This window comes from Mycobacterium mantenii (assembly GCF_010731775.1).
Lineage (GTDB): Bacteria > Actinomycetota > Actinomycetes > Mycobacteriales > Mycobacteriaceae > Mycobacterium > Mycobacterium mantenii.
The window spans coordinates 4,120,810-4,133,262 of record NZ_AP022590.1 but is presented as its reverse complement, the minus strand read 5'-3'; the positions used below and the strand labels follow the sequence as shown (position 1 = coordinate 4,133,262).

The following is a 12,453-nucleotide window of genomic DNA, read 5'->3' as shown; positions in this document are numbered from 1 at the left end:
AACAATGACGCCAGGCTACACTCCGCCGATGAGTTGCAACGGGCCGCGAAATCATGAGCACGCCGAAGTTCTCCCGTAGCGAACTGGCCGCCGCCTTCGAAGAATTCGAAGCGACCGTCGATGCGGCGGCGCGATCGCAGGACTGGGACGCGTGGGTCCAGCACTACACACCCGACGTCCTGTACATCGAGCACGCGGCGGGCACCATGCACGGCCGCGACGAGGTCCGTGCGTGGATCAGCCGGACGATGAGCAGCTTTCCCGGCAGCCACATGGTGGCGTTCCCGTCGCTGTGGTCGGTGATCGACGAGCCGACGGGGCGCATCATCATGGAACTCGACAACCCGATGCGCGATCCCGGGGACGGCAGCGTCATCACCGCGACCAACATCTCGATCATCACCTACGCCGGTGAGGGCCTGTGGTGTCGGCAGGAAGACATCTACAACCCGTTGCGCTTCCTGCGGGCCGGGATGAAGTGGTGCCGCAAGGCGCAGGCCCTGGGCACGTTCGACGACGAGGCTGCGCGCTGGATGCGGGAGAACGGCGGCCAACAGTGAGGGAAGAGGGATCCGTGAGCACGAAACCAAAGCTGGTCATCGGCGCCAACGGCTTCCTGGGGTCGCATGTGACCCGCCAGCTTGTCGCCGACGGCGCGGACGTCCGGGCGATGGTGCGGTCGAACGCCAATACCCGCGCCATCGATGACCTCGCGCTGACCCGATTTCACGGCGACGTGTTCGACACCGCCGTGCTGCAGGAGGCGATGGACGGCGTCGACGACGTCTATTACTGCGTCGTCGACACCCGCGCCTGGCTGCGCGACACCTCGCCACTGTTTCGCACCAACGTCGAAGGGTTGCGCAACGTTCTCGATGTGGCCGTCACGCAACCCGACCTGCGCCGGTTCATCTTCACCAGCACCTACGCGACCGTCGGCCGGCGCCACGGGCACGTGGCGACCGAAGAAGACATCGTCGGCACCCGGGGGTTGTCGGACTACGTCCAGTCCCGGGTCCAGGCCGAGAACCTGGTGATGCGCTACGTGGCCGAGGCCGGGCTGCCCGCGGTGGCGATGTGCGTGTCGACGACCTACGGCAGCGGCGACTGGGGTCGCACCCCGCACGGAGCGTTCATCGCCGGCGCGGTCTTCGGCAAGCTGCCCTTCACGATGGAGGGCATCGCGCTGGAAGCTGTCGGCGTCACCGACGCCGCCCGGGCCATGATCTTGGCCGCCGAACACGGGCGCATCGGCGAGCGGTACTTGATCTCCGAACGAATGATCGCGCTGAAAGAGGTGGTCCGGATCGCGGCCGACGAGGCCGGGGTGCCGGTGCCGCGGCGCTCGATCCCGGTCCCGATGCTGTATGCGCTGGGGGCGCTGGGCAATCTGCGGGCCCGACTCACCGGCAAGGACGCCGAACTCAGCCTCGCGTCGGTGCGCATGATGCGTGCCGAGGCGCCCGTCGACCACAGCAAGGCCGTGCGCGAATTGGGCTGGCAGCCGCGCCCGGTCCAGGAATCCATCCGCGAGGCGGCCCGCTTCTGGGCCGCACTGAAGACCGCGCAGGCCGGCCGAAAAGCCACCCAGGACAGCGGCGCCGCCCGCGCCGAATAGGCTTCGTTCGCGTGGGACGCCTTCAGCTCGATCTGCACGGGCCGCCGCAGACCATGCTGGCGACGTTGTACGCCAAGGCCCTCGACGCCGATCTGCCCAAGCCGATCCTGGGTGATCGCTACGCCAAGGAAATCGTCGGGCGAATCGACTACGACTGGTCGAAAACCACCATCACGCCGCGTAATTCGACGTCGGTGACGACGCGCACGGCGCACTTCGACATCTGGGTGCGCCAATTCCTCGCCGCGCATCCAAGCGCCGTCGTTCTCCATGTGGGCTGCGGGTTGGACAGCCGCTACTTCCGGTTGCAGCCGGGGCCGCACGTCGAGTGGTACGACATCGACTACCCCGATGTCGCCAGGCTGTGCACCCAGCTCTACCCCGCGACCGATAACCGCCGGGTGATCGCGGCGTCGGTCATCGACCCGGCCTGGGTCGCCGAGACACCCAACGACCGGCCCACGCTGATGATCGCCGAGGGACTGACCATGTATCTCGACCCCTCGGAGGGCGTTGCGATGCTGCGCCGAATCGTCGATCGCTTCGAAGCCGGCGAGCTTCAGTTCGACGCCTTCAACCGGTTGGGCATCAAGTCGCAGTGGATGAACAAGGTGGTGCGCCGCTCGGGCTCAAAGCTGAGCTGGGGTATCGACGGACCCGCCGACATCCTGTCCGCCGTGCCCGGCACCCGCTTGCTGTCCTGGCAGCGGTGGTTCGAATCGGAGACGTTCACGTGGCTACCGCGCAGGTATCGGGTGCTCGGCAGGACCATGGCGCTGGTACCGGCCGTGGCGAACATGTCGCAATACCACCGCTACGCATTCGGCCCCGCCTGATCGGGAAGTGATGGGCGCAGGCTGGTGTTGCAATCGTTATCCGCGTCTGAGGAGGATCCATGAGCCACCCGGAAATCAAAGAACCCAGCGCCGGGCACCCGATCACCATCGAGCCGACCAAGGGCCGCGTCCAGGTCACGGTCAATGGCGAGCTCGTCGCCGACAGTACGGCCGCACTCGAGCTGCGTGAAGCCACTTTGCCTGCGGTGCAATACATTCCGATCGCCGACGTGGTGCAGGAGCGGCTCACCCGGACCGACACCACCACACACTGCCCCTTCAAGGGCGACGCCAGCTACTACAGCGTGACCACCTCGGCCGGTGACACTGTCAACGACGTGATCTGGACGTATGAGCAGCCGTATCCGGCGGTCGCGGCGATTGCCGGGCATGTCGCGTTCTACCCCAACAAGGCCGACATCATCGTCTCGGCTCAGTAGGGGAGCCACCCGGGAAGTGCGCTCGCTACCGCGCGGGTGTCGCTGTACAAACGCATCGCGACGATCAGCCCGTCGCGGGTATCGAAGATGCACACGAACGGGCTGTCGTACTCGATGCCGGCGGAGGTGGTGCCGGTCGCCTGCGCCTCTACCACCACCGTCTCGCCCTCGTTGACGCAGCGCTCCAAATCGATGGTCAGTTCGAGATCTTGTTTGCGCCGCTCGACCGCCCGCCGAAATGTCTGCTTGTCGCAGGAAGTACGCGTGTAGAGCGTCCAGTAGGTGAAGTCTTCGCTGAGCAGGGCGAAACCCTCGTCAAGATCGCCGCCGTCGCTGGTGCTCTGCAGGAACATCCAGGCCAGTTCGCCCTGCGGGTCATCGAACGGCGTCATCACACCGCAATATTGACTTGGGACGCAGTTCACGGTCAATCAGTTCAGTCGGAGGTCACAGGTGAAGAGCACGCGCACGGTCGTGTTCCCCGGAGCCGTCAGCTTCGGGCACACGCTGGCGCCCCTTCGCCGTGGCCGCGGGGACCCGTGTTTCCGGGCTCCCGGTGACGGATCGATCTGGCGCACTAGCCTGCTGCCCACCGGACCCGTCACGGCCCGGATCAGCCGCGTCACCCACAATGCCGCACACGGTGTGGCGTGGGGCAGCGGCGCACCGGAGTTCATCGAAATGCTGCCCGGCATGTTGGGTCTCGAGGACGACGACTCGGACTTCGTGCCGCGGCACCCGACGGTTGCCGCCGCGCACCAAAGGGTTCCGCACTTGCGCCTGGGCCGCACCGGGCTGGTGCTGGAGGCGCTGATCCCGGCGATCATCGAGCAGCGGGTGCCCGGCGCCGACGCGTTTCGCTCGTGGCGGGTGCTGGTGTCGAAGTACGGGACCCCGGCGCCCGGGCCGGCACCGGAGGGGATGCGGGTCATGCCGTCCGCGCAGGTTTGGCGGAACATCCCGTCGTGGGAGTTTCATCGCGCCAACGTCGATCCGAGGCGGGCCCAGGCGGTGGTGACGTGTGCGCGGCGGGCCCCCTCGTTAGAACGGCTGGTGTCTCGGTCGACGGAGCAGGCGCGTGCGGCGCTGATGTCGCTGCCCGGCGTGGGGGAATGGACCGCCGCCGAGACGGCGCAACGCGCCTTCGGCGATGCCGACGCCGTGTCGGTGGGTGATTACCACATTCCGAAAATGATCGGGTGGACGCTGTTGGGGCGGCCCGTCGACGACTCGGGCATGCTCGAACTACTCGAGCCGATGCGGCCCCACCGCCAGCGTGTGGTGCGGCTGCTCGAAGCCAGCGGACTGGCATACGAACCCCGCCGCGGGCCGCGACTACCGGTGCAGCAAATCCACTCGCTTTGATCGCCGCGTTTTTCAACTGGGCCATCGGGTACTCAATAAGGCAAGTAACTTGTGCCAACCCCATGGAAGGAAGCTAGGAAACAAGCGATGACTCAGTTCACAATTCCGGGATTGACCGACAAGCAGGCAGTGCGGCTCACCGAACTGCTGCAAAAGCAACTGAGCACCTACAACGATCTTCATCTGACGCTGAAGCACATCCACTGGAACGTGGTCGGCCCCAACTTCATCGGCGTACACGAGATGATCGACCCGCAAGTGGACGCAGTCCGCGGGTTTGCCGATGATGTCGCCGAACGCATTGCGGCCCTTGGTGCTTCGCCGCAGGGTACGCCAGGCGCCATCCTCAACGACCGTTCCTGGGACGACTACTCAGTCGGCCGCGACACGGTCCAGGCGCACCTGGCCGCGCTCGACCTCGTCTACAACGGCGTCATCGAGGACATCCGCCAATACATCGACGAGACGGACGAACTCGACCAGGTCACCCAGGACCTGTTGATCGGCCAGGCGGGCCAGCTGGAGAAGTTCCAATGGTTCGTCCGGGCGCACCTGGAAAGCGCCGGCGGCGAGCTGGCGCACAAGGGCAAGAGCACCGAAAAGGATGCTGCCAGTAGCGCTCGCGGCAAATCCTGACGCCAGCGTTCTACCGTCCTGGTGACGACTCGGTGCCGCGTGAACCGTTTTTGGGCACGAGGACATTGATCCGGTCGCCTGCCGAAAGCCGTACGGTGGGCTGCGCGTCGACGAGCCGTCGATTGTGCACGACGGATACCGGGACGTGGCCCGCCGGCCATTCGAAATCGTCCAGGTTGCGCCCGACTGCTACCGAATCGGCTGTGAGGGTGTGCTCGACGATGCAGTACCCGTCGAGCTGACTTCGCGGATCGTGTTCGGGGCCGGGTGTCCCCGGGTCGGCCGTGACGTGGGTAGCGACTGCGCGCAGCACGTTCTGGTTGGTCAGCCAGCCCTGAACGCGCCGTGCGTCGGTGTCGATCACCGGTAAGCCGTCGCGGCCGTAGAGGACGAGCTGACGCAAGGCCTGGGCGAGGCTGTCATTGGCAAACAGCGCCTGAGGTTCACGGACGCGGGTCACGGGGCCGAGCAGTGCGGTCCAGTCATGCGTCGCGTCACCCGTCGGGTCGGTCAGGTTGAGTGGGGCGGCGAACGGGTGCATGGCGTCAGCCACCGTCAGGCCGGCGAAGGCGTGCGTGGGTGTTGGCCGGTCGATGTCGATGCCCCGGCGTAACAGCTTGGCGGTGTAGATGGTGCCGTAGGAGAGACCGCGCGACACGGTGGTGCCGACGGCGACGGCCAGCATGACCGGCAGGGTAAGGGTGAAGTCGCCGGTCATCTCGACAGTGCTGGCCAGTGCCGTGAGCGGGGCCCGCGAAGCAGAAGCGAACACCGCGCCCATGCCGACAATGGCGTAGAGCGCCGGATGCCCGACCGCCGTGCCGATGACGTGCTGAACGATGAGGCCGAAGGCCATGCCCGACGTGGCCCCCACGAACAACGACGGAGCGAATACGCCGCCGGAGCCGCCGATCCCAATGGTCAAGCTGCACGCCAGCATCTTTCCGGCGGCGAGGATCACCAGAAACCACAAGGCGTAATGGCCGGCGAAAGCGGCATACATGACCGGGTAGCCGACCCCGTAGAGCTGGGGCACGGCGAGCAGCAGTAGGCCCAGCACGATTCCACCGACAGCCGGGCGCGCCCAGTCCGGGCGGCTTCCCCATAGCCGGTCGCACACGTCCTCGGTCTTGTACAGCAGGTTCTTGAAGACGATCCCGAGCAGCCCGGCGATCGCCGCGAGGAGCGCCACCAACAAATAGTTGGCGATGTGATTGAGTTCGATGCCTTCCGGCAGCTGGGTGAGGAAGGGGGCCGAGCCGAAGAAGACGCGGGCTATCACGTCGGCCACCATCGCCGAAAGCATGATGGTGAATATCGCTTCGACGGAGAGTTCGCGCAGGATCAGTTCGACGGCGAAAAACACGCCGGTGATCGGGGCGTTGAACGTTGCCGAGATGCCGCCGGCGGCGCCGCAGGCCACCAGCACCCTGAGCCGGTTCTCTGGCATCCGCACCCATTGGCCCAAGCTCGACGCCAGGGCGGCGCCAATCTGCACGATCGGTCCTTCCCGACCAACCGAGCCGCCGGTGCCGATGCACATCGCTGAGGCCAGCGCCTTGACGACTGTCACCTGAGGCCGGATGCGGCCGCCGTTCTCTGCGACCGCGATCATGACTTCCGGCACGCCGTGGCCCCGCGCCTCTCGCGCGAACCGGTTGATCAGCGGCCCATAAAGCAACCCGCCGATTACGGGGATGACCGCATAGAACCCGACCCCCAACCACGGTAGGTGAGCGCTGGCCACCCAACCCTGCTGGCCGAACTCGTCGTGCCCGGTTGCCAGCCAGGTGAAGCCAAAGATCAGATACCGGAATGCCGCAGCGCCGAGCCCGGCGCCGATCCCCACCACGATCGCCACGCAGAACAATCCGAGGCGGTTCGCCCGCGCCCAGCTGGCGACCTGCCCGACGGCATTGGACACCCTCGGCCGCGTCCGGGCCGGTTTGGCCGCCGCCCTGTTTTGCTCCATCCCCCGGTCACCTTTCTCAGCGGCCTTCTCGCGTCGGCGTTCGAGGTCATTGCGACGCCGCATCGAACATCGCGAGACGGGCACGACGACGATATTTACCTCGGCAAATATTGCCTTATCAAACTATCGTTCGCACGGCGGCCGTCCTGGCCGGGGCCGATCGAACGTGTCCTCTGCCGACGACGCCGCCTGCAGCCGCATGTGACGAGGTTGCGGAATAAGTGGACCCGAGTCCAGTTATATAGGCCATCCGCTATATGAGGAGGCCAGATGCCTGCAGTCACGGCTAACACGCTGACGTTGCCACGAGTGAGCGGTCCCGGTCCCGCCGACACCGAACGGCCGGTCCGATCGATCACGATCGGGCCGCGGGGGTACGAGGGCGAGGGTTTCCCGGTCGTGCGTGCTTTCGCGGGAGTCAGCGCGGCCGCGCTCGACCCCTTCGTGCACATGGACCAGATGGGTGCGGTCGAATACGCACCGGGGGAGCCCCGGGGCACCGACTGGCATCCGCACCGCGGTTTCGAAACCGTGACCTACATGCTCGACGGGAAGTTCGCACACCAGGACTCCCACGGCGGTGGCGGCCTGATCACCGACGGTGCGACGCAGTGGATGACGGCAGGCTCGGGGATCCTGCACATCGAGACGCCGCCGGCCGAACTGGTCGACAGAGGAGGACTCTTTCACGGCGTCCAGCTCTGGGTGAATCTGCCGAAGAAAGACAAGTTCGCGCCCCCGCGGTATCAGGCCCTCGCGGGCGGCGACGTCGCGTTGCTCGCATCCGACGACGGTGGGGCGCTGATCCGCATCATCGCCGGCGAGATCGCCGGACACCGCGGGCCCGGTGTCACCCACACCCCGATCACCCTCGCGCACGCGACGATCGAAAACGGGGCCCGGCTCAACATGCCCTGGCCGCGAGACTTCAATGCGCTGGTGTATGTGCTGTCCGGTAGTGGGTACGTCGGTCCGGTAGCCCATCCGATCCATGAAGGGCAGTTAGCGGTCCTGGGGCCCGGTGATCGGATCACCGTGGGGGCCCGGCAGGTCGCGGATTCGGATCACGCGCCGGTTCGCCCCGCCATTGATGTGCTGCTTTTGGGCGGTCGGCCGATTCGTGAGCCGGTATTCCACTACGGGCCTTTCGTGATGAACACGCGCGTGGAATTGATCGAGGCGCTAGAGGACTACCAGGCCGGGAGATTTGGCACCATTCCGCCGAATGCGCTAATGCCGCACCGCAGCGGTGGCACACTTTAGCAATGCTTCCACGGGGGAATCGCCGGCCCGGGCGCCCGCCTGCGGCGAAGGCCGACGAGACTCGCCGACGGATCATCCAAGCGGCTCGTTTGGTATTCAGCGAGCGGGGCTACGACGGCGCGACCTTCCAGGCCATCGCGGCGCGCGCCGACCTCACCCGCCCGGCGATCAATCACTATTTCTCGAGCAAGCGGGTGCTGTATCAGGAAGTGCTGGACGAAACAAATGAATTCATTATCGGGACCGGCATTAAACGGGCGGACCGGGAAACCACGCTGGTGGCGCGGCTGACGGCGTTCATCTCCGCGGCGGTGAAAGCTAATTCGGAAAATCCCGCGGGGTCAGCATTCATTATCGGTGGCGTTCTTGAATCGCAGCGGCACCCCGAATGGAGCAAAACCGAAAATGAGTCCGTACGGATGGCTCGGGAATTTTTGTCGCGCGTCGTCAACGACGCGATCCGGTCCGGCGAGGTCGTCGCCGACGTCGATGCCTCGGCGTTGGTCGAAACCCTGCTCGTGGTGATCTCCGGCGTGGGTCTGTACGCGGGGTATATCCGTGGCCAAGACGCGATGCTGGCGGTCACCGGCATGCTGCGCCAACTGCTGGAAGGCGCGCTCTTCCGCCCAGAGGGATAAGGGCGGTTCGGGGCGCAGTGAAGTTGCGCACAAAGCGTATAGGCTAACTAACTTATCCCGGTACCATGGTCGGGTTATGACTGATCTGGACGCTTCGTTGCCGCCTTCTGTACGGTCTGCCGGCGACAGCTGGACCATCACCGAACTCGTCGGCGCCACCGCGCTGGGCGTCGCCGCGTCACGCGCCGCGGAATCCGCCGGACCCGATCCGCTGATTCGCGACGACTTCGCGCGCCTGCTGGTGTCGCCGGCCGGTCCGGCATGGGCGCGGCTGGCCGACCCCGAGCTCGCCTGGCTCGACGGCGATCAGCACGGACAGCGCTCGCATCGATGCGGCATCGACTACCAGGCCGTGCGCACCCACTTCTTTGACGAGTACTTCGCCGACGCCATCGGCGCCGGGATCCGCCAAGCGGTGATCCTGGCGGCCGGGCTCGACTCCAGGGCCTACCGGTTGGACTGGTCGGCCGGCACCGCGGTCTACGAGATCGACCAGCCCCAGGTGCTGGAGTACAAGGCCGGGATCCTGCAGCAGCACGGGGCCGTGCCCTCGGCTATCCGGCGCCCCGTCCCAGTTGACCTGCGTGACGATTGGCCCGCCGCCCTGACCGCCGCAGGCTTCGACCGCACCCAACCCACCGCGTGGCTGGCCGAAGGGCTGCTGCCGTATCTGCCCAGCGACGCCCAGGACCGGCTGTTCGAGATGGTCACCGCGCTCAGCGCGCCGGAGAGTCAGTTCGCGATCGAGATGTTCGGCATGAACTCCCGAAGCAATTCTTCGCGCTGGCTGCGGATGCGGGAACGGCTCGGCCTGGATGTGAACGTCCACGCCCTGACCTATCACGAGCCGGACCGTTCGGACGCCGCCGCGTGGCTGGCCGACCACGGCTGGCACGTGCACAGCGTGAGGAATCGCGACGAGATGGCCCGGCTGGGTCGTCCGGTACCCGACGACCTGGCCGACGAGGCGGTCCGCAGCACACTGCTGCGTGCGCGTCTTGCCAAGCCCACCCCTGACCAAGGATCGACCAAGGAGCACCGCCCATGAGTTCACTGCGCACCCACGACGACACCTGGGACATCAAGAGCAGCGTCGGCACCACCGCGGTGATGGTGGCCGCCGCCCGCGCCATCGAGACCGAGCAGCCCGACGCGCTGATCCGTGACCCCTACGCGCGACTGCTCGTGAACAACGCCGGTGCCGACGTTTTATGGGAGGCCATGCTCGACCCGGACGTGGTGGCCAAGATCGAAGCCATCGATGAAGAATCCGCCGCTCGCATGCAGCACATGCGCGGCTATCAGGCGGTTCGGACCCACTTCTTCGACTCATACTTCGCCGACGCCGTCGCCGCGGGGATCCGGCAGATCGTGATCCTCGCGTCGGGACTGGACTCGCGGGCTTACCGCCTCGACTGGCCGGCCGGCACCACGGTTTACGAGATCGATCAGCCGCAGGTGCTGGACTACAAATCCACCACGCTGGCCGAGAGCGGCGCCAAGCCTTCCGCCGATCGTCGCGAGGTGGCGATCGACCTGCGTGAGGATTGGCCGGCCGCGCTGCGCGCCGCCGGCTTCGACCCGGCCCAGCCGACCGCCTGGCTGGCCGAGGGATTGCTGATGTATTTGCCCGCCGAGGCCCAGGACAAGCTGTTCACCCAGATCGGCGAGCTGAGCCCGGCCGGCAGCCGCGTCTCCGCGGAAACCGCACCCATGCACGCCGAGGAGCGGCGCCAGCAGATGCGGGAACGGTTCAAGAAGGTGGCCGACCAGCTCGGGCTGGAGGAGACTGTCGACGTCGGCGAGCTGATGTACCGCGATGAGCACCGCGCGAACCTCGCCGACTGGCTCAACGAAAACGGCTGGCGCGCCACGGCGCAGAACTCGATCGATGAGATGCACCGCCTGGGCCGCGGGGTGCAAAGTTCTGCGGTGGACGAAGACCGGGACGCCTTCTCCGACTTCGTGATCGGCGAGCGCCTGTAACGGCACACGCCGGCGGCACGTTCACCGTTGGCTCGCGGCTGCGGTTACCGGGAATTCGCCTGGTCATCGGGGACAATGGTCACTCATTATGGCCAGCGGTGGATCCGATCAGTCGCGCCGCTGGGTGCTGTTGAAAGGCCGGCTGGTCGCCGGCATCGCCTCGGCGTTCGTCATGGCCATCACCGGTATCGGCTGGACGGGTTACCACACGGCACTGGGCAAGATCTTCATTTCCCATGCGCTACCGAACGCGGCGACAACCCTGGACGGCAACCAGAACATCCTGCTGATGGGGTTGGACAGCCGGTTGGACCAGAACGGTAAGCCGCTGCCGCAAGAGATCTACGAGGCGCTGCATGCCGGCGACGAAAGCTCGGGCGGCTACAACGCCAATGTCCTTATCGTGGTGCATATTTCGGACGGGGACGGGCCGGTCACCGCGATTTCGATTCCGCGCGACGACTACGCGGACCTGCCGGGCTGCCCGGGGTCTGTCTGCGCCGGCAAGATCAAGCAGGCCTACGGCCTGGCTTACCAGCAGTCGCTGAATTCGCAGGCGGCCGGGAACTCGGGTGGGGCGGGCGCCAACAATTTGACGGCTCGCGAGCAGACCGCCCGCGAGGCCGGCCGCAAGGCCGAAATCAGCGCCGTCAACGACTTTCTGGGCATCTCGGTCGACCACTTCGTCGAGGTCACGCTGGGCGCGTTCTTTCAGATAGCCAAGGCCGTCGAACCGATCACCGTGTGCCTCAACGCGGATACGCGGGACAGCTACTCGGGTGCCGACTTCCACCAGGGGGTTCAGCGCATCGACGCCGCCGACGCGATGGCGTTCGTCCGGCAGCGGCGCGATGAAAACGACGGCTCGTTCACCGATTTCGACCGCACGCGACGGCAGCAGGCGTTCCTGGTGTCGTTGGTCAAGGCGGCGCGCAGCGGTGGCGTGCTGTCCAGCGTGAGCGGGCTGCGCAAATTGCTGCAGGTCGCCCGCGACAACGTCGCCGTCGACGACGGGCTGGACATCATGGAATTCGCTTCGCGGGCCGCGCAACTGAGCGAGCGGCCGCTGTCGCTGTACACCCTGCCGATTTCCGGCTTCGGCAAAGACGCCAACGGATCCGACATCAACCAGGTCGACCTTCCGACCATCCGGCGCATCGTCAACGAGCGCTTCATGTCGGACACACCGGTCGCGCTCGAGGCCGCATCACCGCCCACCCAGGCACCGCCCGCGTTGGCCGAACCGGCGATTCTCGACGTCGTCAACGCCACCTCACGTGACGGACTCGCGGCCGCCCTCGAGGAGGCCTTCGCGGGCCGCGGCTTCACCCGCGGCAGCGCCACGACCGCGGCGGTCCCGGCCGACGACAGCATCATCGAGTACGGCCCTGGCGCCGACCGGGCCGCGCAGTCACTGGCCGATCAGCTGCATCTGCGGTCGGCGGCCAACGATACCGTCGCCGCCGGCACCGTGCGGCTAACGGTAGGCGCGCGGTTTCCCGCGGCGGATTATCTGGCTCACCCCGGTGCGACGCCCGACCCGTCCGGGTCCGCGCAGGTGAGTGCCGTGGCCGCCACCGGAACCGGCGACCGCGCTCCCGCGCCGACCGACCTCAGCCAGATGACCTCGGCCAACGTCCCCTGCGTCAAGTAACCGCGCGGGCCCGCCCCGGTTCCGGGGCGATCCGTCTCGGCGTTG

13 protein-coding genes are annotated in these 12,453 nt (G+C 66.5%); 11 read left to right on the top strand and 2 right to left on the bottom strand.

Features of this window, described 5'->3' with window-relative positions; genetic code table 11:
• The first annotated feature begins 53 nt into the window (after window positions 1-53).
• Genes G6N50_RS18695 through G6N50_RS18680 form a run of 4 tightly spaced genes read left to right on the top strand, consistent with a single transcriptional unit; the run spans window position 54 to window position 2,894 of the window.
• Window positions 54-560, top strand: coding sequence for a nuclear transport factor 2 family protein (locus G6N50_RS18695; protein WP_083094634.1), 507 nt, complete (start codon window positions 54-56; stop codon window positions 558-560).
• A gap of 14 nt (window positions 561-574) precedes the next feature.
• On the top strand, window positions 575-1,618 hold the full coding sequence (locus G6N50_RS18690) for an NAD-dependent epimerase/dehydratase family protein (RefSeq protein ID WP_083094633.1): 1,044 nt from the start codon (window positions 575-577) through the stop codon (window positions 1,616-1,618).
• Between the two features lie 53 nt (window positions 1,619-1,671).
• Complete coding sequence (locus tag G6N50_RS18685) at window positions 1,672-2,454, top strand: class I SAM-dependent methyltransferase (RefSeq protein WP_083094757.1); 783 nt, start codon at window positions 1,672-1,674, stop codon at window positions 2,452-2,454.
• A gap of 59 nt (window positions 2,455-2,513) precedes the next feature.
• Complete coding sequence (locus G6N50_RS18680) at window positions 2,514-2,894, top strand: DUF427 domain-containing protein (protein ID WP_083094632.1); 381 nt, start codon at window positions 2,514-2,516, stop codon at window positions 2,892-2,894.
• On the opposite strand, the gene G6N50_RS18675 is transcribed toward G6N50_RS18680, so the two are convergent.
• A complete protein-coding gene (locus G6N50_RS18675; RefSeq protein WP_067834502.1) occupies window positions 2,888-3,289 on the bottom strand; it encodes a nuclear transport factor 2 family protein in 402 nt (133 codons plus the stop codon). The two genes, G6N50_RS18680 and G6N50_RS18675, sit on opposite strands and share 7 nt — an antisense overlap.
• A gap of 58 nt (window positions 3,290-3,347) precedes the next feature.
• Here G6N50_RS18675 and G6N50_RS18670 point away from each other — a divergent pair, with 58 nt between their 5' ends.
• Together G6N50_RS18670 and G6N50_RS18665 are read left to right on the top strand one after the other, a co-directional pair.
• Entirely contained in the window at window positions 3,348-4,259 is a 912-nt protein-coding gene (locus G6N50_RS18670; protein WP_083094631.1) for a DNA-3-methyladenine glycosylase family protein, read from the top strand.
• Window positions 4,260-4,346: 87 nt separating this feature from the next.
• A complete protein-coding gene (locus tag G6N50_RS18665) occupies window positions 4,347-4,895 on the top strand; it encodes a Dps family protein (RefSeq protein ID WP_067834506.1) in 549 nt (182 codons plus the stop codon).
• 10 nt (window positions 4,896-4,905) lie between these two features.
• Here G6N50_RS18665 and G6N50_RS18660 read toward each other — a convergent pair whose 3' ends face one another.
• The gene (locus tag G6N50_RS18660; RefSeq protein ID WP_083094630.1) at window positions 4,906-6,867 is read right to left on the bottom strand and encodes a chloride channel protein; all 1,962 of its coding nucleotides are present in this window, start codon (window positions 6,865-6,867) and stop codon (window positions 4,906-4,908) included.
• 270 nt (window positions 6,868-7,137) lie between these two features.
• Between G6N50_RS18660 and G6N50_RS18655 the strand changes: the two genes are divergently transcribed.
• The 5 genes from G6N50_RS18655 (at window position 7,138) to G6N50_RS18635 (ending at window position 12,408) form a co-directional block, all read left to right on the top strand.
• Window positions 7,138-8,130, top strand: a complete 993-nt coding sequence (locus tag G6N50_RS18655) for a pirin family protein (RefSeq protein WP_083094629.1) — start codon at window positions 7,138-7,140, stop codon at window positions 8,128-8,130.
• A gap of 2 nt (window positions 8,131-8,132) precedes the next feature.
• On the top strand, window positions 8,133-8,768 hold the full coding sequence (locus tag G6N50_RS18650) for a TetR/AcrR family transcriptional regulator (protein WP_083094628.1): 636 nt from the start codon (window positions 8,133-8,135) through the stop codon (window positions 8,766-8,768).
• Window positions 8,769-8,844: 76 nt separating this feature from the next.
• Window positions 8,845-9,816 (top strand): class I SAM-dependent methyltransferase, encoded by a 972-nt coding sequence (locus G6N50_RS18645; protein WP_083094627.1) that lies wholly within the window; start codon window positions 8,845-8,847, stop codon window positions 9,814-9,816.
• Window positions 9,813-10,754: a class I SAM-dependent methyltransferase gene (locus G6N50_RS18640; RefSeq protein WP_083094626.1), complete on the top strand. Its 942-nt coding sequence runs from the start codon at window positions 9,813-9,815 to the stop codon at window positions 10,752-10,754. Before G6N50_RS18645 ends, G6N50_RS18640 begins: the two co-directional genes overlap by 4 nt.
• Before the next feature lie 88 nt (window positions 10,755-10,842).
• Window positions 10,843-12,408: an LCP family protein gene (locus G6N50_RS18635; protein ID WP_083094625.1), complete on the top strand. Its 1,566-nt coding sequence runs from the start codon at window positions 10,843-10,845 to the stop codon at window positions 12,406-12,408.
• The last annotated feature ends 45 nt before the right edge of the window (window positions 12,409-12,453 follow it).

What these genes read in the sequence shown, in the direction of transcription:
- G6N50_RS18695 (WP_083094634.1), top strand. Translation starts at nt 54, where the DNA reads ATGAGCACGCCGAAGTTCTCCCGTAGCGAACTGGCCGCCGCCTTCGAA.
- G6N50_RS18685 (WP_083094757.1), top strand. Translation starts at nt 1,672, where the DNA reads ATGCTGGCGACGTTGTACGCCAAGGCCCTCGACGCCGATCTGCCCAAG.
- G6N50_RS18680 (WP_083094632.1), top strand. Translation starts at nt 2,514, where the DNA reads ATGAGCCACCCGGAAATCAAAGAACCCAGCGCCGGGCACCCGATCACC.
- G6N50_RS18665 (WP_067834506.1), top strand. Translation starts at nt 4,347, where the DNA reads ATGACTCAGTTCACAATTCCGGGATTGACCGACAAGCAGGCAGTGCGG.
- G6N50_RS18660 (WP_083094630.1), bottom strand. Translation starts at nt 6,867, where the DNA reads ATGGAGCAAAACAGGGCGGCGGCCAAACCGGCCCGGACGCGGCCGAGG.
- G6N50_RS18655 (WP_083094629.1), top strand. Translation starts at nt 7,138, where the DNA reads ATGCCTGCAGTCACGGCTAACACGCTGACGTTGCCACGAGTGAGCGGT.
- G6N50_RS18650 (WP_083094628.1), top strand. Translation starts at nt 8,133, where the DNA reads ATGCTTCCACGGGGGAATCGCCGGCCCGGGCGCCCGCCTGCGGCGAAG.
- G6N50_RS18645 (WP_083094627.1), top strand. Translation starts at nt 8,845, where the DNA reads ATGACTGATCTGGACGCTTCGTTGCCGCCTTCTGTACGGTCTGCCGGC.
- G6N50_RS18640 (WP_083094626.1), top strand. Translation starts at nt 9,813, where the DNA reads ATGAGTTCACTGCGCACCCACGACGACACCTGGGACATCAAGAGCAGC.
- G6N50_RS18635 (WP_083094625.1), top strand. Translation starts at nt 10,843, where the DNA reads ATGGCCAGCGGTGGATCCGATCAGTCGCGCCGCTGGGTGCTGTTGAAA.